Origin of the sequence: Paenibacillus rigui (assembly GCF_002234615.1) — a bacterium.
Taxonomy (GTDB): Bacteria; Bacillota; Bacilli; order Paenibacillales; family NBRC-103111; genus Paenibacillus_S; species Paenibacillus_S rigui.
The window spans coordinates 130,322-154,481 of the sequence record NZ_NMQW01000002.1 but is presented as its reverse complement, the minus strand read 5'-3'; the positions used below and the strand labels follow the sequence as shown (position 1 = coordinate 154,481).

The window sequence follows — 24,160 nt, the reverse complement described above, 5'->3', positions numbered from 1 at the left end:
AGCAAATGCTTACGAAGTTGGCTTTTCCTTAGAAAAGCCTTTAGGAGGATCCCCCCATGGCCGGATATGTGGCAACCGTAAAAGCAGGTTCGGTCTCGGTCGCAAGGCCGAAGCACATTACCGAACCGACGGTCGTTAAATGGATTTTAATTAGCATTTCGCTCTTATTTTTAGGCTTGCTGCTATTGCTGCCCCTCGTATCCATATTTGTGGAAGCCTTCCGCAAGGGAACAGAGGTTTACATGAAGGCGTTAGTGGAGCCGGATGCGGCAGCAGCCATTCGTTTAACTTTACTAACCGCACTCATTGCAGTTCCGCTGAATTTGATTTTCGGGTTAGCGGCAGCTTGGGCCATCACCAAGTTCCGTTTTAAAGGCAAAAATTTGCTGATGACGTTGATTGATCTTCCGTTTGCCGTATCTCCCGTTATTTCGGGCTTGATCTATGTGCTGCTGTTTGGCGCCAAGGGCTGGTTCGGTCCGTGGCTTGCAGCGCATGACGTGAAAATCATTTTTGCATTGCCGGGGATTGTGCTGGCTACCGTCTTTGTTACCTTTCCATTTGTTGCCCGGGAGCTGATTCCGCTCATGCAGGCGCAAGGCGTTCAGGAGGAAGAGGCGGCGGTAACGCTTGGAGCGAAAGGCTGGCGTATTTTCTGGAAGGTGACGCTACCGAATATCAAGTGGGGCTTGCTTTACGGAATTATCCTGTGCAACGCAAGAGCGATGGGCGAGTTCGGAGCCGTCTCAGTCGTTTCAGGACATATTCGGGGCTCGACGAACACGATGCCGCTGCACATTCAGATTTTGTACAATGAATACAATTTCGCCGGCTCCTTCGCTATGGCTTCGCTGTTAGTGCTGTTGGCCGTCGTTACACTTATCGTCAAAAGCATTGTGGAGTGGAAGTTTCACCGCACACAGCAGGAAAGGGAGTAAGGGAGCATGCACATTGTAGCCAAACACTTGATGAAAAGCTTTGGCCGCTTTCAAGCTACCAAAGACGTCAGCTTTGAGATCGAAAAGGGAAAGTTAATCGGACTTCTGGGTCCGAGCGGAGGCGGGAAAACGACGATACTGCGGATGCTCGCAGGACTGGAGGAGCCGGATTCGGGGGACATTTTGTTCCACGGGCAAAAGGTGAACCATCTGCCTCCCCAGGCACGGGGCATCGGGTTTGTCTTCCAGAACTACGCGTTGTTTCGCCATATGACCGTATATGATAATATCGCATTCGGGCTAACCGTTCAGAAGCGGAGCAAGCAGGAGATCAAGGCCCGAGTGACCGAGCTTGTCGAGCTGACCGGGCTGAAGGGACTGGAGAAACGGCTTCCGCATCAGCTGTCCGGCGGTCAGCGCCAGCGGGTAGCTTTTGCAAGAGCGATTGCGCCTGAGCCGCAGCTGCTGCTGCTGGATGAACCTTTTGCTGCGATTGATGCGAAGGTACGTAAGGAGCTTCGGACTTGGCTTAAGGACATGATTAACCGGGTAGGGATTACGACGATCTTCGTCACGCATGACCAAGAGGAAGCTGTAGAGGTAGCCGACCAAATTATGATCATTCATCAAGGGGCTCTCGAACAGCAGGGTGCACCGATTGATATTTATCAGCATCCGCAGACGCCCTTCGTGGCCGGCTTTATCGGGGAATCGAATCAAGTAGAGCGTATTGAACAGTTCAAGGGCTTCGAGAAGGCCAGCCTGGAACAGGCCAAAGCCATCATTCGGCCTGAATTTGTGGAGATCGGCTATTCGAACGAGATCTCATTTCCATCCGCTGCAGAGATCGGTACGGTGAAAAACGTATATTTCCGGGGCACGAACTGGCAGGCGGAGGTCGAGGTGAACGGCCAAATTCTTTTTGCATACCGCTCGTTGGAGCAAGAGACCCTGAAACCGGGCGATCCGGTCCACGTCCTGATTCACCGTGTTTATTTATTCAATGAGAACGCACATCAGACGCTGGAGAACGGACTCAAGATCGATCCGCTTCCGGTTCATATTTAATCCAGTTTTGACTCATACTACCTTATCATATAAAACCATCCGAGCAGGAAAGGAAGAGTTGTCATGGAACACCATATCACAATTCAAAGCGACCAAGAGGAGTTAACGGCAACTCTTCATTATCCGCAAGCCACGGATTCCCGTAATCCTATCATCATTATTGCGCACGGCTTCATAGGGAACCGGATCGGTGTGGACCGTCTGTTCATCAAAGCGGCACGTGAATTCAGCGAGCTGGGCTACATGGTGCTCCGTTTCGATTACGCCGGGTGCGGAGAAAGTACGGGCGATTACGGCTCCGGGGGGCTGGATGCGATGATAAACCAGACGCGGAGAGTGATCGATTATGCTCTGGAAATCGACTGCGTGGATCCGAACCGCGTCATCCTTTTGGGACATAGCCTTGGAGGGGCGGTTGCCATCCTTACAGCGGCCCGTGATAAACGTGTCAAGTCGCTTGTGCTGTGGTCAGCTGTGGCGCATCCTTTTAACGATATCGTGAAAATTACCGGCAAAAAGGTGTATGAGGACGCCGTACAATTCGGCAGCTCCGATTATTTGGGGTATTCCTTCAAACCCGGTTACTTCGAATCCTTAACCAAGCACCAGCCTTTCGAGCAGACGCGCAAATTTTCCGGAGATGTGCTGGTTGTGCATGGGACAAGTGATGAAATCATTCCCGTAGACTACTGCTTCCTGTATCAAAAGCTGTTTTGGCTTCGCTCCCAAGGGCAATGTGAAAAGGAAGTCATATTCCAGGCGGATCATACTTATTCTTCGTCACAATCGTACAATCAACTGATGCAGGTATCCAAAAATTGGCTGCAATCCTTAGAGAAAAAGAAAAATGATTGGTTCGATTGGACTATTTAACAAAGGTATTTTTACCTTTATAATCCGAGTATAAATATAGGAATAATATAAAATGGAGGGATAGCGATGGCGAAGCCTTTGGAAGTGGACGACATTTGGAGCAAAAGAATTTTGAATTCGGTGAACGGTTTGGAGTATGGAACGGTTCAAATCGTCGTGCATGATGGAAGAATTGTTCAGATAGAACGTACGGAGCGCAAACGGTTTGAATCGGAGGCTGCGCTTCGTAACCAGGATGCAGCGGACGGGAAGCATCAATCGAAAAGCAGATCCTAGATCAAGCTAACAAGTCTACCGGAACACCGGAGACTTCTCATGAGATTGGCTGGCATGTAGTCAGCTTGTGGGAAGTCTTTTTGATATAGAATGAGTTTAAGGAGTGAGGTCGTATGGCAAAGGTTGTTATTATTTCAGGAAGTGCGACAGTGAAGTCGCGTTTGGATGGAGTACTGGAGAGAATCGAAACCAAAGTTCGGGAAGCAGATCTGGACGTTCAAACGATCAAGGTACGGGATTTGCCTCCAGAAGCATTAATTTATGGTCAATTCGACCATCCGGCGGTTGTTGAAGCGAATCAGCTCCTTGAGGAATCGACCGCAGTAATTATCGCTTCTCCGATCTATAAAGCGTCTTACACCGGCGTGCTCAAAACGTTCCTTGATTTAATTCCGCAAAAAGGGCTGGAGGGCAAGGTAGTGCTGCCGATCGCTATTGGAGGAACCATTTCTCACTTATTAGCTATAGATCACAGCTTCAAGCCGGTTTTGTCTGCACTGGGGGCGTATCTTATACTGCAAGGAGTATTCGTTCAGGATACTCAGGTTGAACGCAGCGAGGATGGGTATAAGCTGGATGCAGATATTGTTCCACGCCTGACGTCAGCAGCAGAGACATTCATTCGGGAGGTTCAACTGCGAAACACCCAAGCCCAACCTTCCATTGGAATCGTTTCTGTGTGATCGTTCAAAAAACGAGGGGAGCGAGAAGGCCATGATTCCCACATTTGTCACCAGTCCAACGATAACCTCGGCGGAGCTGCAGCATCTTCCGGATATATTGTTCGTCAGCTATTGCTTTGAAGCCTTCGGATTAAATCGCGGCATTTATAATACGATTGACCAATGGCTTTATGATTTCGGCTGCGCCCATATTGTGCACCGGCGTCATATCATTCTTGCTTTTCTCGAAGAGATGCAGAGCAAGTTTGGCAGGGACAACAACGGAACCATTCTCCGCTTCGGTAAAGGCGGTTTAACCAAGCAGCTGTACGATTTCATCTCTTCATACAGCTTTATAGAAACGGAAACAACAACAAAAAGCAGCTCCCCGACTTAACGAGGCCACTGAAAACTGGCGGATTGGACGGAATCGTTCTGTAGAACCGTAAGTGTTCGCCTTTGTCCCCGGATTTTGACCGCAATAAGCGGGTTGAAATTGAGAAAATCCGGGGACAACAGCGATCAGAAGAATGATCCGACCATGCAACCATAGCTTTTTTCAGCGGCCTCAGCTTAACGGGAGGCTGCTTTTTGCTTAAGTGATTGTGCAGGTCGAATGGCCATAAGGGTCCATAATGCAGCAATTCCACCCAGAATCGACGTACTGTAGAACAGCCAGTTCACAGATGCATTCATAAACAATGAGGCCACTGGAGGTCCGGCGGCAACACCGATAAACCGCATGCTGCTGTACAGGGAGGTGACGGTTCCCCGTTGCTCCTTTTCAATCCCTTCGATGATTAAGGCATCGAGGCTCGGAAGTGCAGCGCCAATCCCCGCCCCCATCGCCCCGAGAAGCCAAAGCAGCCGTCCTAAGGAGGCTTCCCCAAATAACCCGCAGCAAATAAGAGCGCCGCAAGTTATGGCGAGTCCAATAAAGGTCAACCATTTCATAAGCGGTTTGTTTTCCCCAATGAGTTTTCCGGTAATGAAAGATACCAAGCATAAAGCCGCCAAAGGAATGGCGAGGAGCCAGCCTTTTGAAACGCCATCAATTCCATACGTGTCCTCCAACAAATTGGATAAGTAAAAAAGAGCCGCAAATACAGCATACATACAAACGGCTCCGGTGAAGAACACGGCGATAAGCCACCGGGCTTTGTCGCGGAACAGATCAACAATGGCTTGCCAAAAGCTGCGGAAGCTTGAATATGGCTTCTGTGATTTTTGGTCTGCACGATCTTTAGGAATGCGGACGAGCAGCCCTACAAGCAACAAGGAGACCAGGCACAGAACGGGAATTGCATAGAAAGGAAGGTACCACACGACGGCCGCAAGAAGCGATCCGAGAATGGGGCTTAACACCTTCCCGAACGTATTAGCTGTCTCGATAAGGCCTAGCCCCGCACTTACATCGCTTTCTTTTTGAAACAAATCGCCGACCAAGGGCAGCACGATGGGGGCCGCGCCGGCGGCTCCTATCCCCTGCAGAAGCCTTCCTCCAAGAATGTACAAGTAAGACTGTTCCATGAACGATGCGGCGACGGCGCAGACGGCTCCCCCCACTCCGGCAATAACTAGGCTGGGGATCATAACCATTTTGCGTCCGAAGCGATCGGATAAGTAGCCGGCCACAGGAATCAGCACGATAGCAACCATGGAATAGACCGTAATAATTAAGCTTATTTGAAAAGAGCTCACATGTAATTGCCTGGTCAGTGTGGGAAGCGTAGGAATGAGCATCGAATTCCCGAGTGTCATGATGAACGGAACCGAAGATAGGGAAAGGAGAGCTCCTGTTTTTCCGGATTCCATGGACATGGTAACCACCTTTGCCTTCTAATTTGGTGAGGAGAGCTCAAGCTTCCGGTGGTCCGGTCAATGCATGGCTATAGCGTAATATGCACTCCCGTGAAGAAAATATTCAACTGATCAGCTCGGAATTTCCAAGAGGGCTTGTCACCCGATTGTACTTCAGAAAGATCCAAACACCGCCGGTAAAGAAGATTATTTTGGTATATAATACCATATGAATGGGGCCATCAACAAATTTGTGAATAAAATCCTGTACATTCCGAATACCGATACCGGGGCATCGGAGAGCTTGACTCCCTCCTTAGTTAGCTTGCAAACCAGATGATTATACAGGAGACGAACGGATTCTCTAGTAAAAAATAGATCGGATTGACGCGTCTAAAAGAGTTGTCAAATGATAGAGCCTATTATATAATGTTGGAGTTGTCTAGAAAGGAGAATTGACCTATGTTCAAAAATAATCGAAAATCACTTGTTCTTATGCTTTTGGCTCTTGTTATTGTTCTGGCAGCCTGCGGGCAGAAGCCGGCAGCGGTTGCCCCTCAGAACGGAGGAGGACAAGAATCCGCGGCCAAAGAAACCAAGCTGGATCAAATTAAAAAAGCAGGGAAGCTGGTTGTAGGAACAAGCGCAGATTACCCTCCATACGAGTTTCACAAGGAAGTGAATAAGAAAGATGAAATCGTTGGCTTCGACATCGAAATTGCCAAGGCGCTTGCCAAAGATCTGGGCGTTCCGTTGGAAGTCAAGGATATGAAATTCGACGGCTTGCTTGCCGCATTGGAAGCTGGCAATGTTGATTTCGTCATCTCTGGTATGACCCCTACGCCAGAGCGTCAAAAAAGCGTTGACTTTACGAAAATTTACTATACGGCGGTACAGAAGGTTGTCGTACGTGCTGAGGATAAAGACAAGTACAAGTCGATTGATGATCTGAAAGGCAAGAAAGTCGGAGCACAAAAAGGGGCTACGCAGGAAACGATTGTTAAGGAGCAAATGCCGAATTCGGATCTGAAGGCATTGTCCAAAATTTCCGATCTGATGCTGGATCTGAAAAACAAAAAAACAGATGCCCTTGTCGTTGAGCTTCCGGTTGCAACAGCTTATTTATCCAAAAATCCGGACTTGGTGCTTTCGGACATCAAGATTGAAAACCCGGACAGCGGTTCGGCTATTGCTGTGAAGAAAGGCTCTCCTGAGCTGGTTGAAGCTATGAACAAATCGTTGGAAAAGCTCGTGAATGAAAAAGCGGTTGATAAATTAGTAATTGAAGCTAACGAATTGGTGGAATAATAAAACAAGCACGTCGACATTCAACCTGTGCGGACTATCCCCACAGGTTTTTGTCGGTCTATGCGAACTTGAAGCCTACAGGAGGTGACCCGGTGGATTTCTCATTTTTACCTAAGTATTACATGTTTTTCATAAACGGAGCGAAGGTAACAATTCTGCTTTCGATTTTTACCGTTGTTTTAGGCGTTATTCTCGGTATTGTGTTGGCTTTAATGCGGTTATCCCGCATCGGCATATTACGGGTCTTCGCAACCTCGTATATTGAATTCATTAGAGGGACTCCTCTGCTGGTCCAATTATTTCTTTTCTACTACGGACTGCCTAAGCTTGGCATTGAATTTCCTGATGTTCCGGCCCTAGGTACCGCTTTCCCTGAATTTATGGCAGGGGTCATCGCCCTATCCGTGAACAGTGCGGCCTATGTGGCCGAAACGTTCCGCGCCGGTATTCAAGGTATCGATAAAGGGCAGATGGAAGCCGCCCGATCACTCGGGATGCCGCACAGCATGGCTATGCGCCATATCATTTTGCCGCAAGCGATTCGAAATGTGCTTCCGGCCCTGGGGAACGAATTCATCGTTATTATTAAGGAATCCTCCATTGTGTCTGTTATTGGAATCAGTGAGCTGATGTATAATGCCGATACGGTTCGCGGCAATTCGTTCCGGCCCTTCGAGCCATTGATTGTGGTTGCGGTTATCTACTTTGTCATTACGTTTACATTATCCAAGCTGCTGGGTGTAGCGGAGAGGAGGATGAAGAATTCTGATTAAGATAACGGATTTGCATAAATCGTTCGGACGCAATCAGGTCCTGCAGGGCATCGATATCGAGATTGACAAAGGGGAAGTCGTTGTCGTCATCGGGCCAAGCGGCTCCGGCAAAAGCACCTTCCTGCGCTGCTTGAATTTGCTGGAACAGCCAACGGGCGGAGATATCGCTTTCGAGGGTGTATCGCTGATCCACGGCAAGCCGAACATCAACAAGCTGCGGGAAAAAATGGGCATGGTGTTTCAGCAGTTTAACCTGTTCCCGCATATGACCGTATTGGACAACATTACGCTGGCTCCACGCAAGCTCAAAGGATTAAGTATCCAGAGCGCCAATGCCATCGCACACGACCTGCTGCGGCGTATCGGACTGTTCGATAAAGCGAACAGCTATCCGGAACAGCTATCGGGAGGACAGAAGCAGCGGATTGCCATTGCGCGGGCCTTGGCTATGTCGCCGGCGATGCTGCTGTTCGACGAGCCGACATCTGCACTCGATCCGGAAATGGTCGGAGAGGTGCTGGATGTCATGAAGCAGCTGGCTTCCGAAGGTATGACCATGGTGGTTGTTACGCATGAAATGGGCTTTGCGCGTGAAGTAGGAAGCCGGCTGGTGTTTATGGACGGCGGCAAAATTGTTGAGCAAGGCAAGCCGGTGGACGTATTCTCAAATCCGCAGCACCCGAGAACAAAGGAGTTTTTGGGCAAGGTTTTGTAAATAAGCACCATGCAATTTCATGAGAGCGAGCATGTTCCGCTAGGTGAACTAGGGTGGTACCACGAGCACATTCGTCCCTGACGAGTGTGCTTTTTTGCGTTATAGCAAACATGCCAAAGAGGAAAACGTAATGAGACAAAAGCAAGCATGGATCCCTACGCTGCGTGAGAACCCAAGTGAGGCGGAAGCAGTAAGCCGCCGGCTATGCTTCGAGCAAGCCTGATACGTCACCGGACATGTACGGAAGAAGAGGGTTTATCCATGTTCCCTCCAAAATGATAAGATTGTCAATATGCTTGATGTAGATATCGTTATGACGGAAAAGATGCAGCGGGAATTTGTTGCATTTGACAAACTCCTCGCTACTTCATTGACGTAATCCGATGGAATTAGGTTAGATAATAATACAACGGATGAAATCTCGGTCATTGGAGGAGCGTTCTATGAGGAAGCACACCAGGATGGATGAGGTACTGGCCGGGGAATGGTTCGCGGTATTGCAAAGCGGGGATGTGCTGGACCGCCCGGTACAGGTTATTGTGATGAACGAAAGAGTCGTTGTGTTCCGAACCCGCCTAGGGGTTCATGCGTTTAAGGATTTATGTGTCCATCGGGGCTCTGCCTTATCGATTGGTTCTGTACAGAATGATACATTGATTTGCCCGTATCACGGATGGCAATTTGACGGGGATGGCAACTGCGTATGTATACCCGCCCAGCCCGCAGGAGCGGCAATACCATTAAAGGCCAAAGCTCAAGTTTATGGCTGTGAAGAAAAATACGGCTTCATCTGGTTATGCATTGGAGAGCCGTCCGCGCCTATTCCCGAAATCGCTTATTTCAATGATCCCCATTATGCAACTCATCGTTTTGGCCCGTACCGCCTGCATGCAAGCAGTCCGAGAGTGATCGAGAACTTTCTGGACTATTCTCACCTTATGTGGGTGCATGAAGGCTACTTAAGTCATCCTGATTATGCCGAAATTCCCGGTTACAAAGTGCATCGAAGGGAAGGGAGGCTGGTAACGGATGAAGTGGTTGTGCAGGAATACGCGTTTGGGGATCCCGAGCGGCGGATGAATCCCGTCGTTTATGTAAAAGAAGCCTGCAGGCCGCTTATTGCTTTTTTGAAAAAAACGATGCCCTCCGGCAAAGTCTTATGCATTATGATGATGTCTTACCCGGTGGATGAGGAAACATCTATCACCTACACGATTCACGCAATCAACTTCGATCCGGGGGATTTGACGGCATACAGGAGGGTCAATGACGAGGTGATGGCTCAGGATGCGTTGATTCTGGAAAACCAGAAGCCCGAGGAGCTGCCTCTAGACCTGCAGGCAGAGCTAAGCCTGAAATCGGACATGATGTCCATAGCCTACCGGAAATGGCTGTCTGAGCTCGGCGTACGCTGGGGAACTGCATAAGCAGTTTTGGGGGCTACCGGCTAGCCGTTTGCGTGGAAAAGCGATGGGAACCTCATGCCCAATTTCCTCCCCGACGTGCAAACGGGTTTACACACGAAGAGACCGTCAGGACGAAATTCCCTGACGGTTTTTGCTTTGGCAAACACAATGCTATCTTCAATGAATCTGTTTTCCCTTGATTAAACAGAGGGTTGTACGCTTCGCTTGAACTCTTCCCGAATGGCGGCCAGCATGCCCGGTTTGCTAATGGCGTCGTAGGCTGTATAAGCTAAAGCTTTGGCACCCTGCAGCATCCCCTCGAACGCTCTGTCCTTCATCGCCAAATCGCGGAATTCCGGTGTGTGCAGCAGATGCTTCTCATCAATAACCTTGATATAGGGATGGATGGCAGGACAATGCCGTGACACGTTGCCAAGGTCGACAGAGCCGTGGTCTTTGCCATATTCAATGGCGGCCTCAGGAATCCCCATATCCATTAAATTGCGGGTAAACAGATCAGATAAAGTTTCATTGGTAATGAGCTCATCGTAAGAATACTCATAATTGGATACTTTCAGCTTACATCCGGTTTGGAGGGCAGCCCCCTCCGCACAGCGCAGCACCTTGCTCACGGTTTCGTCCGTATAAGGGCGGTTCGCCGATCGGATATAAAATTGGGCAACCGCATATTCGGGAATGATGTTGGCCGCCTTTCCGCCTTCCGTAATGATCCCGTGAATACGCGTGTGGCTCTCAAGCTGCTGCCGCAGCGCATTGACGGCGTTAAACAGCTGGAGTACCGCATCCAGTGCATTGATGCCCTCGTAAGGGCTGGCCGCGGCATGGGCCGCTTTGCCGAAAAATTCGAACTGTTTAGCATCCATGGCCAAGGATTGCCCTGATTTTTCGTATGTGTAGTAAGGGTGAGCCATAAGGGCAAAGTCGACATCGTCAAACAACCCGGCACTTGACATCGGCACTTTCGCGCCTTTGGTTTCCTCAGCCGGCGTACCGTATACGCGGATCGTACCGCCAAGCTCCTCAATAACCGATTGAAGTCCGACAGCCGCCGCCACGCCCATGGTGCAGATCAGATGATGTCCGCAGGCATGGCCCAGCTCTGGGAGAGCATCGTACTCGCACAGAAAGGCTAATGTTGGCCCGGGCTTCGAGCTGGAGTAGGTGCCGATAAAAGCGGTCGGTAAATCCAATACCGGATTTTGAATTTGGAATCCGTACCGCTTCAATTCCTCCATCAGCCTCTGGGAGGCTTGGAATTCTTCATGCCCGAGCTCCGGATGTTCTCCAATGAACCGTGCCATGCTTATAAATCTATCTTTATGCTGATCAATTGCCGCTTCGATGGTTTGCTTCATATTCGTTAGCTCCTTTGTCATACATCTCCTGCATACTCTTAGCATATTATAATATAACATAACGAAAAAAGCCTTCGCAGCCTCATTGGTTTGAGGTGCAGAAGGCCTGACTTCATTATGGAGAATCGGTTAATTTACTGGACCGTTCTGCGGGATGCATCCCGAATGATTTGGTCCTCTAAGGAACGTTTGATTTTATGCATGGCATCGACTTCCAGCTGATGATTTTGCGGAAAGCGGACACCGGTCAGCGCAAGTGCCTCATTCAAAGTTAATTCAACCGAAATTTTCTTTACCTCTTGATTCTGAGCCTCGTAAGTCATAGTATATCGCTCCTTTACATGATCGTTGTGCTGCATCAAGAATAAGGGGATTGTCGCTACGAGTGAATTGTTAATTGTGCTCAAATCCTTGATATTGCTTGATTTCAATATAACACATCATGTAATGTTTATCAAGAGCCACCTTATGAAAAGGGCTTCATTTTTTTAGAGGCATGTCCAGCTCCCGGCACATACGCAGGCGCTGCATGGTGACGACTAAATCATCGATTTCCTGACTTAGCTTCACAACGCGAGGATCCACCAAGCTGCCGGTTTGTTCCACCAACTCGTATAGCCGCTCTTGCATAAGCTCCATACATTGTTTAAGCTCCACATGTTTCATTACAACTCGTCCCCAATCACTGAACTTAATAACTCGACCTCGAAACATTATAATATGTTTGGGTTGTAAAATATGTAAATCGGTGTCGACGCAGTATTAATTTTTTTGGTGGTTATCACATAAACCGCTCAATTTTTGAAATACTATGCGAATGGGAGGTGACCTCATTCGTGGATAACCGCAAAGCGAAAGCCGCCAACAATCCGAATTTCAAGGAAAATAAGTTTACAGAAGAAGAAGCCTTAATCGATGCGGATAAAGCAGCAGAAAGAGCAGCAAGCCTGAATGAAATTCCGAAGCAAACCAATCCTCAATAATTATGCCCGGGTCACTCGGCAATGAAAGCATCGGCCGTCAATCAAGAAGATTGGCGGTTTTTGTGTTTTCAGATGTTTATATACATGGTAGACTTTTAGAAGTCTTGGAATTGTCATCCGATAGAGAAACCGTCGGGGGACAACTGCGTATGTGTATATGATGGAGTCAAAATGGTATTTGTTGAGTCACGCCCATGGCGGGAATAGAGTAGAATGCAATCCTCTTTAGGTAATTAAATCGAAAAGGAGTTATGGAATGTATGCTTCGCAACTTTAGAAAAACATTGACGACCGTTGCATTATGCGGTTCGGCGCTTGCAGCAGGCTTGCAGGCGCCTCTTCCTGTGGAGGCCGTATCGACGGCTGCGACACAAATTCAGCTTTTTCCCGGAAGGGCGGATGCCCTGGTCAACGGGGTTCCCGCTACTTTGGAAGAGCCAGCAGTGGTGCTGCAGGATTCATTATTTGTACCTTCCCGTTGGTTGGCGGACCAAATGGGACTTCAGTTAAGCTGGAATGAAGCCACACGCAAGATTAGTCTGGTAACCCCAAAAGCGTACCTGGAATTCGATGCAGACCATCAAACCGTATCGGTGAACGGTGAAATTATAGCCTTTGACGAAGCGGCTTCCCTTCGTAATGACCGTTTGATGGTCAAATTGTCCTGGATTGCTCCATTTCTTAACATGACATATACGTATGACGAAGCCAGTCGAAGCATTGCGATCCGCTACATTGGACAAGTGTCGACTGCCTATAAAGAGTCGGCTTTGACAGCGGACGATGCTCAGCCTAACTCCAAGCCTATCGCGAAGTTCGCCTTCGATAAGCCGGTGTACCGGTTGGGAGAACCGGTCCACATCGTTGATCTCAGCTACGATCCGGATGCGGAAGGTCTTCCGGGTTACGAATGGACAGGCAAAGAAGAGGCTTATTTCAAGCCAGGAACGTATACGGTAACGCTTAAGGTTAAGGATGGCAGGGGAAATGAGAGCGAGCCTTTTTCCAAGACCATTCAAGTAACGGACTCATCTTATCTTACCGAGCTAGAATACCCTTATTATACGAACTCCGTGGGCAGTATATTTTCCTATGATGCCGGTGTTGTCAGTGCTTCTGTTTATGGTAGTGAGAAAAAGCAGACGGTTCCCGTCCTTGTCCGTCAACCGGAGGACAGGACGCTGCTGAGAGGGATGCGTACCTCCCCTGTGGCTGCCCCGGGCTTTTTATATGAAGATACCGTGAGCGGTTCCGCACGATTGTACACAAGCTATGTGAACGGGATGAACAGCAGCAGTCAACTCTCCATTGTGATACGAAACCAAGACCAATCCAAACCGGTTCAAGTGACGACGACCCGGAAGTCGATTTCAGCACCTTCGGTCTATAATCCGGTAAGAGCCTACAAAACGCTGGAAGATTATATGACGGCTCCGGCTTCCGATGAAGAACTGACGATTCAGCCCGGCGAAGCCGTCATTTATGCAGCGAGTCCGGTGCTCAGCCCGGGGCAAGGCGTCCAAAGTATTTACGATATCCAGACGGATGGAAAAATTGACGTCGCCTACATCATGACCCCACCCGGCCTGCAAGCCTATGATTTAGGCAAGTACAAGGCAATCCCGCAAGCTGTGGGGGATGAAACAGGCACATTCCCGGTATCCGAGGTATCATGGGAAATTGATGCCCGGGAACTGAATAACCAGCTGTCCCTAACGATCGGCGATGATCAGGTGGAGCCGAAGCTGACGGGTACAGACAAGCGAAATGGGCAAGCAGCACAGCACCCTGGTTACGCAGGGGTTCATTACCGGATCGAGCTGAAAACGAAAGGGAAGCTGGCCGCTGCGCTTCATCCCAAGGGCGGATTTTTTCAGGGGACGCTGAGGGTTAACGGGCAAACCTTGGAATTACCGGAAGCAGGGCTGACTCCCAAAGAAATTGTGCTGCTGGGACGGACGGAAAATTCCCAGGATACGGCTCTTGTTATTGAGCTTATGGCAACGGATCGCACGAAACTCCCTTTGGAGTTGCTTGTTCTTCCGCTTGCTGACAAATAAAGACGGATGAATTCATTAAACAAAGGAGTTTGAAACTAACATGTTACTGGCACAACGGTTGAAACGAATCATGAAGCCCTTATTATTTTTAGGTGTGGCGCTGACTTTGCCTGCATCTTATATCGTGACCCCGACCCAGGCTTCGGCATCGGGAACCGTACCTCAGAGCCGTTCCGCTTTATTCTACTTTGGCGATAATCAAGCCTATGCGGACGGTCAGCCGCTTACACTGGATGCGCCGGTGCTGCAAATCAAGGAACAGGTTTATGTGCCCGCGGTGATTTTACCAGAGCTCCTGGGGGTATCTGTAAAGTGGCAGTCTGATACCTCGACTGTGCAGCTCACGCTGCCATCCGGCTTTGCTGAATTTGCTTTGGCATCCAAGGAGCTTCGGGTCAACGGGCAGGCGGAGAGCTTCGATAAAGCGGCTATGGTTCATGATGACAGGCTATATATCCGGCTGGATTGGCTGAACGGCTATGTCCAGTTTAAAGCCAATGTGAATCAACAATGGAACAGGCTCGAGTTATTGTATGTAAAAATGCCGCAAGCCGGTGAGTCCTTTCACAATGATACGATGCCGAATGCGAAGCCGATCGCGAGATTTACGGTTGATAAGGAGAAGTACAGGCTGGGGGAGCCCATCCGGTATACAGATGCAAGCTATGACCCGGACGGCGACAAAATCTCGAGCATGGAATGGACAGGCAAAGCGGAGGCGATTTTTGAACCGGGCTTATTTAAGGTTTCCTTGCAGGTAACGGACAGCAGAGGAACGGTCAGTGAGACGTTTTCTCATAATGTTGAGATTAGTAACGAGCCCTATTTGGACCCGTTCGAATACAAGGTGTATCATGAGCCGGTCGGCACATTCGTGAAGGAGGAGGAGAAGACGCTTCGCAGCTACTTGCGGGGAATTCCGCAGCTGCCTAATGTGACGAAGCTTAGCACGGAACGGCCGCTGATCGTAAGCGACAGCCCGGAAACCTTCACGGAAAAGGGATTCCTGTACCAGGAAAAAGTAAACGGCAAGGCTAGGCTGTACGCCGATCATGTCAATGGCATGAATGAAAAAGTTCAGTTTGCTATCGCTGTTCGCAACCCGAGCCCGGATCGGACGGTAACCATCAAGACGACGCGGAAGGGAGAAGTATACCCCTCTATCTATGCGAATTTGATCGGTAACGAAGCCTCGATCGAATTTTTACAGGACGATCAGGAGCAAAGGGAGCCGGACACTATGGTGTTGGGGCCTTATGAGACAGCTTACTACAAAAAGATGCCGGAATTTTTCCCGGGGCAAGGAATGAATGTTCTGTATGACGTGGAAACGGACGGAGAGGTATACTTCTCTTTCGTCGCCATGGATGCCGGAGCCGGCCTTGATTCAATCGGTCTTTATAACCGGCTGCCCTATAACGGGAACGTGAGAGGGACGTTCAACGGTTCGGATGTAAGCTGGAACGTCGATGCCCGAAACTTCAGCAAGCCATCCAGCTTGGCCATTGGCGATGGGACTTCCGATAAATTCGTCACAGGAACGGACTTCTTTTCCAAGGAAGACTCGTTAAACCTGGGCAACTATGGCGTCGTCTATAAAATTCATCTGGACCATCCGCGTAAAATGGCTGTACTGCTCCTGCCGCGCGGCGGCGTGTTTAGAGGCCCCTTTGAAGTGGATGGAAGGATCGTCCAGGCACCGCCTTCCGGGGTGATGATGGATTATCAAGGCTACACCATATTGGCTAGAACGAATGGAACCGAGCCTTCGATGGATATTGAATTTACTCCTGCAGCAGGGTCTGCATTCCCGGTTGATGTCATTTTCTATCCGTTAGATGACAAGTAACCGGGGCATGAATTGTCCGACGGCAGTTCTACTCATGGCTTTGCTACTTGCCGGCAGAAATATGGAACAGCTCAGGGATAGTGACCATATCGATGCCTTGGGTATGCAGGTTTTCAATAATATGGGGCAGAGCCTGTACCGTTCCGGTCAGATCCTCGCCTTCGCCTCCGCCGGCATGCTGTAGAATGACAGATCCGGGTCTCACATGACCCAGAATATTGGCGGATACTTGGTCCGCATTCAATCCCTTCCAATCCAGGGAATCGACATTCCAATTAATGATATGATACTGCTGGCTGGCCAGCCACAAAATTTGCTGCTCCGTCACATTGCCGTAAGGGGGGCGGAACAGGGTAGGCTTGTAGCCGGTAATATTGGCGAGCGTTTGCTCTGTGCGTGTAATCTCGTTTTGGAACTTGGTGTCACTGACTTTGTTGCAGTTCGGGTGGGTAAAGGTATGGCTGCCGATCGCGTGGCCATCCCGTACCATTCGACGGATTATTTCAGGATGAGCTGCAGCGCGATTACCAACGACGAAGAAAGTAGCCCGAACGCCGTAGTTATGAAGGATATCCAATATTTGAGGCGTATAAATCAGATCCGGCACATCGTCAAACGTAAGGGAAACTTGTCTTTTTGAAGTGGGACCGCTGAATAAAAAGGTGCTTTTGTATTTGTGATGCAGGTCGGCCAAGCTGAGCGCTTTGTTGGTTCTCAGCGTGCTTTCTTTTCCATCGAGCAGCTTTGGTGTACCGGTTTGGCTTAGAGACTGCATAGGCCCGTTTTCCAGCAGGCTCGTGCTGTTGAGCTGGGAGCTTTGTTGGATCCCCTGCGGCGGGGTTGTTTTACTGGCCGTACAGCCGCTGGCGCTTGTTAAGAGCAGTACCGCTGTCAATGCGATAGCGCAGGTTTCCAATCGGGAACAATGCATGGCAGGGTTCATCCTTTCTTTTGTGGACGGCGAAGCCGTTTATCCCGGGTTATTTTCGTTCGTTTGTTTCTTTACTTTGTGTCTTTCCGTTTTTTTTATGTATTGACAGGCTCCTTCGCTGGAGATTAAACTTTTTGGAGTAACTGTGATAGGCTATACTAAAGGGAAGTTAAGGATTAAGGTGGGAAAAGGAGCGCGAACGGATGATTATTGTACGCAATTTATCGAAATCATTTCCGCCAGATCATAACATTTTGTCCAAAATCAGCTTTCAAGCCGACGAAGGAGAGCTTATCGCTTTGGTTGGTGCGAGCGGGAGCGGCAAAACGACGCTTTTTCGCTGCTTGTCCTTAAAGGAGAAGTGGGATGAAGGTCAATACATATACGAGGGAAAAGATATTTCGGGTGTGCGGGGGCTGGAGCAGCTGAAGCTTCGCAAGGATTGGGCTTATCTCGAAGAGAAGCCGAATCTGAATCCCCGGAAATCCGCTTTGAAAAATGTGCTGAGCGGTCTGTTCCTGCATAAAGCCTGGTGGCGAATGCTGACCGGAACAACCTCCAATGACGATCATATGACAGCAATGGACTATTTGGATAAGGTCGGATTATTGGACAAAGCCCACGATCCGGTGGAGAAGCTGAGCGGCGGGGAGAAGCAGCGGGTAGCTATTGCGAAAGCGCTTATCCGCGGAGCGAAGGTGATTTATGCCGATGAGCCGGTATCCGGTTTGGATCCCGAAGCGGCGATCAAGGTACTGGAGGATCTGAAATCCATTTGTCAAAAGGACAAGGTCATTGTTTTTTGCAGCCTGCATCAGGTGGAATTCGCTGAAAAATACGGTACCCGCATTTGGGGGTTGTCCGGCGGCAGACTGGTCGTCGATATTGCGGGAAGAAGACTGACACAGAGAGAAAAGGATCTCATTTTTTAAGCTCTGGCACCAGAAAGAAATACGCTTCCTCTCCACCGGGCAGGGTGGGGAGGAAGCGTATTTTTTGTGGAAAATACGGGGGTGTGGTTACAAGTGAAATGAATGCATTAAGCACGGGCTCTGGATATAATATGGTCCGCGATACGAACCCCGTGCAGCCTGCCTGTTTCAATAAACACTTCATTCGCGTTGCTTCCGGATGCGGCAACACCGGCGATATAGAGATTTTCAACTGTGGTTTCCATGGTCAGTTCGTCATGTACAGGTGCGTGTTCATCGTTTAACTGGGCTCCTGCTTCCGTAAGCAATCCGCGATCCGGCCTGAACCCGGTTAATGCGAGAACAAAATCGTTGGCGATTTCTTGCTCCTGCCCCTCGGATCGTACGGTAACGGATGCTTCGTCAATCCGAATGACTTGAGAGTTGAACAGCATCCGGATACGCCCCTTGTTCACCATGCTTTCAAAAAGCGGACGAACCCAGGGCTTAATGCTGGGAGAGTAATCTTGTTTACGATAAACCACCGTTACATCGGCTCCAGCCCGTAGCAGGTCCATTGCAGCGTCAATCGCGGAGTTGCTTCCGCCGATAATAGCTACGCGCGTGCCGCTATACGGATGCGCTTCCCGATAATAGTGGCTCACCTTCGACAAATCTTCTCCCGGAATGCCAAGAAGGTTCGGATGATCGAAGTATCCTGTGGCTACGATGACATGGCGTGCGCCTGCTGTTGAGCTTTTACCGAAACGATCCGTTATTTGCAGCTCGAAATGACCGCTGTCCGCCCTCGTAATCCGATCCACCGTGTGATAAGACTGTATGCGAACCCCGCTGCGCAAGGCGGCATTACGGTAATAGTGCAGCGCCTCATTACGATAAGGCTTCTCATGAGGCGTGTTAAACGGGAGGCCGCCGATCTCCAGCAGCTCCGGAGTGCTGAAAAACTGCATGTATGTAGGGTATAAATAAATGGAGTGCGCTACGCAATGCTTCTCGATGATCAGGGGATCGACCCCTCGTTTTTGCAGTTCTAATGCGGCGGACAGTCCACAAGGTCCGGCGCCGACGATAATTACTTCTTCCAAACTAAACCCCTCGCTTGTCCATAACGTTTCAGCCCGAAGGCTCTATAACTTTATAGTAACGCATTGAAAGCGAGGATGCCAGTTACGGAAGCTTACTGTTTTTTTCTGCAGACATACACAAAGGCTGGGGGGACATTGAGCAGGACGAATTGGATGGATTCAATGTCGAAATAACGGCTAAGCTGGTTTTTCATTTGCAAGGAGTACTGGAAAGCAACGAATAAACCACCCGGCTTCAGCGATTTGACGATTTGCTCCATAATGGCGTCACGCGTCGTCTGAGGGAAATTCGCGAAAGGCAGTCCGCTAATAATGCAATCCAGACTCTCCAGTCCTTGCTTTCGCATGTTGGCATACAGGCTGCAGGCGTCCGAATAAACGCTGAATTCAGGAAACTGCGCTTGCAGCGGGTGTCTCAGGTGGGTGTCCCGCTCGAATACGAGCACCTTGGAGCCCGGCTGGACTGCTTGCTGAATGGCTTTGGTAACCACACCGGTGCCGGCCCCTAATTCTGCAACGGCAGTCACATCGCTCCAAGGAATGGAGTCAATCATTTTACTTGTAAGGAAACGCGAGCTGGGAGTTACGCTACCAATGGTTTTCGGGGTACGGATAAATTTATATAGAAACATAACTTTTTCTAGTGCGGCAGACGTTGGTTGCAGATTCAATTTATTTCCTCCTCATCTCAACTTGGTTTTATCATACCTTATATTTCGATAGACAACCTGATGATTTCCTTAAGATTTTCTTAAAAGTCCGGCATCGGGGACTTGCTGCGCCTTTTTCGCAGGATAACAATGGTTATGATTCATTAGACGATAAGTTTATCATCGGTCCCTTCATTTTCCACCAACTGGATTTCATGGTTCTCTTTTAGGACGATCGAAACAAAATAAAGTTGCATTCGAAGGATCATCTTTAACAGCATAGGAGACAGTATTTCCGCGGTGATTGCTCCTAAACGTACTCCTTTCTTATGTGAATGTCTTGTATAGTATGCTTTCAAAAATACCCAATTTATTCGCATGAGTTCCATTCATTCTTCATCTGACATCAAGCTCCTTCTTTATCGCTGGAAACAAATGGTTGACAGCAGAGAGGGATACCGATAGGATATCTTTTGAAAATATAGACTGAGAGGATGCTGAGCAATGTTAAAAGGAATTCCTTCCATACTGTCGCCGGAGCTGCTGAAAATTTTGATGGAGATGGGGCACGGAGATGAGCTTATTTTGGCAGACGGAAATTTTCCTGCAGCCAGTCACGCGCAAAGACTGATTCGCTGCGATGGACATTCGATCCCGGAGCTTCTGGATGCGATTCTGGCCTTTTTTCCTCTGGATTCCTATGCTGCCTATCCGCTTGCTTTGATGCAAGTCGTGCCGGGAGATCCTGTCGTACCGACGATTTGGGATGAGTATAAGGCATTGGTTCGCAAGCATGAGCCTGAGCAGGAGAAGTTCGAGCAGGTGGAACGGTTTGCTTTCTATGAGCGCGCAAAGCAGGCCTACGCCATCGTAGCAACCTCAGAGAAAGCGCTTTATGCGAATCTGGTGCTGAAAAAGGGCGTAGTCATCGAGTCCTAGCATGATTTTGGGCAAGCATTCATAGAGTATATTCATAGGGAGTACAGCACGAATCTATGAATATCTGATGTGAAAAAACCTCTGGTCGAAGCATTGCGAAGATGAGCGACCGCGTTCAGCGGCTGGTTTTATCGCCAAATATAATTTTCATATCCGATATCTCGGAAGCCTATAAATTTTATTGTGGTGAAAAAAGGAGCATGCCAATGAGAGGACGTTTGCCCCTTCGTCTGAAAAAATGGATGGAGTCTCTTCCGTTACCGCTAATGGTCGCGGCATTTTTGCTAGGAAATCTAATGGCTGTGTGGTTCTCTGCGGTTCAGCCCTCCTCCTTTTACCGGCTGCCTCACAACTACGCATACAAGGAAGCGACCGCGCACAACGGGGTCAAGCTGTATACGATGCTGACCGTTCCGCAAAATATTACACTCAAGCCTATAACGAGTAACGTCACGCGGACCAGTGAGTTCGGAATCAACGGGGGATTTTTCTGGAACGGGGATTTGCTTAGTATAGCGGTTATTAACGATCAGCCGATCAAAGGCCAGCCCAACGATTACGGCTCCGGCTGGTTCAATATCGATGTTCCCAAAGGTACGCTGGTCTGGGATGAAATTACAAAGGACTTGTCCGTACAGGTTGTTCTGGATGCCAGCCAGCTCCGGGTGACTGATCGCAGTCATTACTGGGCACAGGGCGGTATCAGCATGTCGCTGCAGAAGGAAGCCGAATGGCTGCAACAGGCTGAATTGGAACAGCTTCCCTTCTACGATGAAGCGAGGCTGCGGTCCGGGATGGTCTATGACGACAAGCAGCGAATATGGCTGGTCGTCACGGACAAGCCTTCGACAGCCGAGCAGTTTCGGGCGGCGGTGAAGGAAACCCTCGGACCAGCGGGAATCGTTGACGGTATTTTTCTGGATGGAGACGGGTCCAGTCAGATGCAGTGTGCCCAAAAAATATTGCGTGGCGATTCGCGTGAAGTATATCAAATGCTTGCTTTGAAAAATAAATAGGAACGCTACGAAAAAGCAGGTGAAGGTCGGGTGAAGCTCAAGGAGATTGAGGTCGCCTGGCTTTTTGCTTTTCCCATGAACAGGCCCGGGAATTGTCGAAGAGAAGCATAAAAGGAAAACATTTGCAACTTTGTTTGGATTTACAGCGTATTAGTTATTACAGGGCCCGATGCGAAAAGGGGGGATGTCCATGCTCGATTTATATTGGGGGCTGCTGATTACCGGCGTCTTGTTTGCAGTTGTGACTGTTATTTTCGGTGATTTGCTGAGCAATGCGCTGGATGGTCTGTTTGATTTCATGTCCGGGGAACATCTGCATATGCTGCAGCCGATGGTGCTGTTCAGCGGAATTACCGTATGCGGTGGCGCCGGGATTGTGATGACACGCTACAGCAGCTGGGGAAATGCCGGAATCTTGCTTGCCTCCCTCGTATGTGCTTTGGCCGTCTCGATTCTTGTCTATTTCGTCTATGTCAAGCCCATGGAGCGGAGTGAAAATTCAGTCGCTTTCTCCATGCAGGACCTGGTAGGTACGATTGCCGAAGTCATTACTCCTATACCGGCCGGAGGCTACGGCGAGGTGCTGGTCCGAATGGGAGCGGGGCATACGAATCAGATTGCGGCAAGCTTTGAAGGTAAGGCTATCCAGGCGGGCACGAAAGTGGTTACGGTTGAAGTAAAAGACGGAACCCTGTACGTTGCCTGTTTTGATAAAGAGGAGGATTCCGTGAACCGGTAAGTCCGGTTGGAATCGAGAACTAAACCAGACCAAAGGAGACATGCCTGATGCCTGAGCAATTTGTTATACCTGTTATTGTTGTCGGAGTTATTTTCGTTCTAGGTTTAGCTTTCTGGGCACGGTACAAAACGGTGAGCCCGGATGAAGCGATGATTGTGACGGGTTCCTTTTTGGGAACACGCAACGTTATGACTGATGATTCGGGAAGAAGAATTAAGATCGTGAGGGGCGGCGGCGCGTTTATTTTGCCCGTATTCCAGCAGTCACAGTTCCTGTCTTTGCTGTCGCATAAACTGGATGTGTCCACGCCGGAGGTTTATACGGAGCAAGGGGTTCCGGTGATGGCCGACGGTGTCGCGATTATCAAAATCGGCGGTTCGGTGGAAGACGTGGCGACAGCTGCGGAGCAGTTTATGGGGAAGCCGACAGAAGCGCTCAAGGGAGAGGCGCAGGAAGTTCTGGAAGGCCATCTTCGGGCCATTCTCGGATCGATGACGGTGGAGGAGGTGTACCGGAACCGGGACAAATTCGCTCAAGAGGTGCAGGGCGTAGCCGCCAAAGATCTGAAAAAAATGGGGCTGCAAATTGTATCGTTTACGATTAAGGATTTGCGCGATAAGCATGGCTACCTGGATGCGCTCGGGAAGCCGAGGATCGCCGCCGTGAAACGGGATGCGGAAATTGCCGAGGCTCAAGCGGTCAGAGACGCCCGGATTCAGAAGGCGCAGGCGGAAGAGGAAGGGCAGAAAGCGGAGCTGCTGCGCGATACGAATATTGCCGAGAGCGCCAAGGATAAGGAATTGAAGATAGCCTCCTTTAAGAAGGAGCAGGATCAGGCCAAAGCGGAGGCCGACCAAGCTTATCATATTCAAGAAGCGAGGTCCAAGCAGAGCGTGGTCGAGGAGCAAATGAAGGTCGAGCTCGTGCGGAAGGAACGGGAGATTGACCTGGAGGCGAAGGAAATTCTCCGCCGCGAGAAGCAGTATGACGCCGAGGTGAAGAAAAAGGCGGACGCCGACCGTTATGCCGTCGAACAGGCGGCGGAGGCGGACAAAGCGAAGCGTCTGCGCGAAGCCGACGCGCTGCAGTACCGCATCGAGGCGGAAGCGAAGGCGAATGCCGAGCAGAAGCGCCTCGAAGGCTTGGCTGTGGCGGATGCGGAGCGCGCCAAAGGGACAGCCGAGGCGGAGGTCATCCGCCTGCGCGGTTTGGCCGAGGCGGAGGCGAAGCAGAAGCTCGCCGAGGCGTTCGAGAAGTTCGGCGAGGCGGCGGTGCTCGACATTATCGTGAAGATGCTGCCGGAGCTGGCCGGCAAGGTTGCCGAGCCGATGCGAGGGATCGACAAGCTGACCGTTGTCGATACGGGTCACGGCGAAGGCGCTGCACGGGTGAGCAACTACGTCACCTCGCTGATGGCGACGGCGCCTGAGATGCTCAAAAGCGTCAGCGGCATCGATCTGGGGCAGCTGGTTAAAGGGCTGACGCAGCGGGATACCGCAGCAAGCGGGGTGCCCCAAGTGAGCGCTGCTACCTCGGCAGGTGCTCCGGGAGCCGCCGGTTCCATGAAGCCAGAGGCGTAACCGAAGGCTGTGAGCTGCCGGTGGATGTCGGCACGGCTCGCAGATTCGTGCTCAAGGGTTCGATCCCTTACGATAGACAAGGCCCTGGGGGCGGTAGATAACCCCGGGCCATTTTTTTGTTCAGAACCAGCAACCGTATCAACAGCTGCTCGTGAATCAATGCATGTGACTGGGCCGCCTGAGGTCCAGGGCATTTCGGAG

25 protein-coding genes are annotated in these 24,160 nt (G+C 49.9%); 18 read left to right on the top strand and 7 right to left on the bottom strand.

The window, feature by feature from the left end; all coding sequences use genetic code 11:
- Positions 1 to 56: 56 nt before the first annotated feature.
- From cysW to CF651_RS01405, 6 genes are all read left to right on the top strand, one after another.
- Positions 57 to 938 carry a sulfate ABC transporter permease subunit CysW gene (cysW, locus tag CF651_RS01430; RefSeq protein WP_094013054.1) on the top strand — a complete coding sequence of 294 codons (882 nt, stop codon included), beginning with the start codon at positions 57 to 59 and terminating at the stop codon, positions 936 to 938.
- Between the two features lie 6 nt (positions 939 to 944).
- Positions 945 to 2,006 carry a sulfate/molybdate ABC transporter ATP-binding protein gene (locus tag CF651_RS01425; RefSeq protein WP_094013053.1) on the top strand — a complete coding sequence of 354 codons (1,062 nt, stop codon included), beginning with the start codon at positions 945 to 947 and terminating at the stop codon, positions 2,004 to 2,006.
- 63 nt (positions 2,007 to 2,069) lie between these two features.
- Positions 2,070 to 2,879, top strand: a complete 810-nt coding sequence (locus CF651_RS01420; RefSeq protein ID WP_094013052.1) for an alpha/beta hydrolase — start codon at positions 2,070 to 2,072, stop codon at positions 2,877 to 2,879.
- A gap of 66 nt (positions 2,880 to 2,945) precedes the next feature.
- Positions 2,946 to 3,155 carry a YezD family protein gene (locus CF651_RS01415; protein ID WP_094013051.1) on the top strand — a complete coding sequence of 70 codons (210 nt, stop codon included), beginning with the start codon at positions 2,946 to 2,948 and terminating at the stop codon, positions 3,153 to 3,155.
- 113 nt (positions 3,156 to 3,268) lie between these two features.
- Complete coding sequence (ssuE, locus tag CF651_RS01410; RefSeq protein WP_094013050.1) at positions 3,269 to 3,838, top strand: NADPH-dependent FMN reductase; 570 nt, start codon at positions 3,269 to 3,271, stop codon at positions 3,836 to 3,838.
- A 31-nt stretch (positions 3,839 to 3,869) separates the two neighbouring features.
- A complete protein-coding gene (locus CF651_RS01405; protein WP_094013049.1) occupies positions 3,870 to 4,214 on the top strand; it encodes a hypothetical protein in 345 nt (114 codons plus the stop codon).
- Between the two features lie 176 nt (positions 4,215 to 4,390).
- On the opposite strand, the gene CF651_RS01400 is transcribed toward CF651_RS01405, so the two are convergent.
- Positions 4,391 to 5,632 carry an MFS transporter gene (locus tag CF651_RS01400; RefSeq protein WP_094013488.1) on the bottom strand — a complete coding sequence of 414 codons (1,242 nt, stop codon included), beginning with the start codon at positions 5,630 to 5,632 and terminating at the stop codon, positions 4,391 to 4,393.
- Between the two features lie 447 nt (positions 5,633 to 6,079).
- Between CF651_RS01400 and CF651_RS01395 the strand changes: the two genes are divergently transcribed.
- From CF651_RS01395 to CF651_RS01380, 4 genes are all read left to right on the top strand, one after another.
- Complete coding sequence (locus CF651_RS01395) at positions 6,080 to 6,925, top strand: ABC transporter substrate-binding protein (RefSeq protein ID WP_094013048.1); 846 nt, start codon at positions 6,080 to 6,082, stop codon at positions 6,923 to 6,925.
- Positions 6,926 to 7,017: 92 nt separating this feature from the next.
- Entirely contained in the window at positions 7,018 to 7,698 is a 681-nt protein-coding gene (locus CF651_RS01390; RefSeq protein ID WP_094013047.1) for an amino acid ABC transporter permease, read from the top strand.
- On the top strand, positions 7,691 to 8,413 hold the full coding sequence (locus tag CF651_RS01385) for an amino acid ABC transporter ATP-binding protein (protein WP_094013046.1): 723 nt from the start codon (positions 7,691 to 7,693) through the stop codon (positions 8,411 to 8,413). The genes CF651_RS01390 and CF651_RS01385 overlap by 8 nt, the downstream gene beginning before the upstream one ends.
- A gap of 443 nt (positions 8,414 to 8,856) precedes the next feature.
- Positions 8,857 to 9,840, top strand: a complete 984-nt coding sequence (locus CF651_RS01380; RefSeq protein ID WP_245855592.1) for an aromatic ring-hydroxylating oxygenase subunit alpha — start codon at positions 8,857 to 8,859, stop codon at positions 9,838 to 9,840.
- 179 nt (positions 9,841 to 10,019) lie between these two features.
- Here the strand turns inward: CF651_RS01380 and CF651_RS01375 are convergent, their stop codons facing one another.
- The 3 genes from CF651_RS01375 to CF651_RS01365 form a co-directional block, all read right to left on the bottom strand.
- Positions 10,020 to 11,195: a M20 family metallopeptidase gene (locus tag CF651_RS01375; RefSeq protein ID WP_094013487.1), complete on the bottom strand. Its 1,176-nt coding sequence runs from the start codon at positions 11,193 to 11,195 to the stop codon at positions 10,020 to 10,022.
- A gap of 134 nt (positions 11,196 to 11,329) precedes the next feature.
- Positions 11,330 to 11,518, bottom strand: coding sequence for a hypothetical protein (locus CF651_RS01370; protein ID WP_094013044.1), 189 nt, complete (start codon positions 11,516 to 11,518; stop codon positions 11,330 to 11,332).
- 157 nt (positions 11,519 to 11,675) lie between these two features.
- Positions 11,676 to 11,834: an aspartyl-phosphate phosphatase Spo0E family protein gene (locus CF651_RS01365; RefSeq protein ID WP_245855591.1), complete on the bottom strand. Its 159-nt coding sequence runs from the start codon at positions 11,832 to 11,834 to the stop codon at positions 11,676 to 11,678.
- A 197-nt stretch (positions 11,835 to 12,031) separates the two neighbouring features.
- On the opposite strand from CF651_RS01365, the gene CF651_RS32115 reads away from it, so the two are divergent.
- The 3 genes from CF651_RS32115 to CF651_RS01355 all read left to right on the top strand — a co-directional run bounded on the left by CF651_RS32115 (position 12,032) and on the right by CF651_RS01355 (position 16,087).
- Positions 12,032 to 12,178, top strand: coding sequence for a hypothetical protein (locus CF651_RS32115; RefSeq protein ID WP_179232642.1), 147 nt, complete (start codon positions 12,032 to 12,034; stop codon positions 12,176 to 12,178).
- A gap of 260 nt (positions 12,179 to 12,438) precedes the next feature.
- The gene (locus CF651_RS01360) at positions 12,439 to 14,238 is read left to right on the top strand and encodes a stalk domain-containing protein (RefSeq protein ID WP_179232641.1); all 1,800 of its coding nucleotides are present in this window, start codon (positions 12,439 to 12,441) and stop codon (positions 14,236 to 14,238) included.
- Between the two features lie 40 nt (positions 14,239 to 14,278).
- Entirely contained in the window at positions 14,279 to 16,087 is a 1,809-nt protein-coding gene (locus tag CF651_RS01355) for a stalk domain-containing protein (RefSeq protein ID WP_094013041.1), read from the top strand.
- 43 nt (positions 16,088 to 16,130) lie between these two features.
- On the opposite strand, the gene CF651_RS01350 is transcribed toward CF651_RS01355, so the two are convergent.
- Positions 16,131 to 17,018 carry a polysaccharide deacetylase family protein gene (locus tag CF651_RS01350; RefSeq protein ID WP_094013040.1) on the bottom strand — a complete coding sequence of 296 codons (888 nt, stop codon included), beginning with the start codon at positions 17,016 to 17,018 and terminating at the stop codon, positions 16,131 to 16,133.
- A 203-nt stretch (positions 17,019 to 17,221) separates the two neighbouring features.
- On the opposite strand from CF651_RS01350, the gene CF651_RS01345 reads away from it, so the two are divergent.
- Positions 17,222 to 17,950 carry a phosphonate ABC transporter ATP-binding protein gene (locus tag CF651_RS01345; protein ID WP_094013039.1) on the top strand — a complete coding sequence of 243 codons (729 nt, stop codon included), beginning with the start codon at positions 17,222 to 17,224 and terminating at the stop codon, positions 17,948 to 17,950.
- A 107-nt stretch (positions 17,951 to 18,057) separates the two neighbouring features.
- On the opposite strand, the gene CF651_RS01340 is transcribed toward CF651_RS01345, so the two are convergent.
- Both CF651_RS01340 and CF651_RS01335 read right to left on the bottom strand, forming a co-directional pair.
- Positions 18,058 to 19,035 carry a YpdA family putative bacillithiol disulfide reductase gene (locus CF651_RS01340; RefSeq protein ID WP_094013038.1) on the bottom strand — a complete coding sequence of 326 codons (978 nt, stop codon included), beginning with the start codon at positions 19,033 to 19,035 and terminating at the stop codon, positions 18,058 to 18,060.
- A 92-nt stretch (positions 19,036 to 19,127) separates the two neighbouring features.
- Positions 19,128 to 19,667 (bottom strand): class I SAM-dependent methyltransferase, encoded by a 540-nt coding sequence (locus CF651_RS01335; protein ID WP_144029005.1) that lies wholly within the window; start codon positions 19,665 to 19,667, stop codon positions 19,128 to 19,130.
- A 522-nt stretch (positions 19,668 to 20,189) separates the two neighbouring features.
- Here CF651_RS01335 and fucU point away from each other — a divergent pair.
- From fucU to CF651_RS01310, 4 genes are all read left to right on the top strand, one after another.
- A complete protein-coding gene (gene fucU / locus CF651_RS01325; RefSeq protein WP_094013035.1) occupies positions 20,190 to 20,624 on the top strand; it encodes an L-fucose mutarotase in 435 nt (144 codons plus the stop codon).
- 206 nt (positions 20,625 to 20,830) lie between these two features.
- Complete coding sequence (locus CF651_RS01320) at positions 20,831 to 21,640, top strand: phosphodiester glycosidase family protein (RefSeq protein ID WP_245855590.1); 810 nt, start codon at positions 20,831 to 20,833, stop codon at positions 21,638 to 21,640.
- 190 nt (positions 21,641 to 21,830) lie between these two features.
- Complete coding sequence (locus CF651_RS01315) at positions 21,831 to 22,379, top strand: NfeD family protein (RefSeq protein ID WP_094013034.1); 549 nt, start codon at positions 21,831 to 21,833, stop codon at positions 22,377 to 22,379.
- 47 nt (positions 22,380 to 22,426) lie between these two features.
- Positions 22,427 to 23,959, top strand: coding sequence for a flotillin lipid rafts scaffold protein FloT (locus CF651_RS01310; protein WP_245855589.1), 1,533 nt, complete (start codon positions 22,427 to 22,429; stop codon positions 23,957 to 23,959).
- Positions 23,960 to 24,160: the final 201 nt, after the last annotated feature.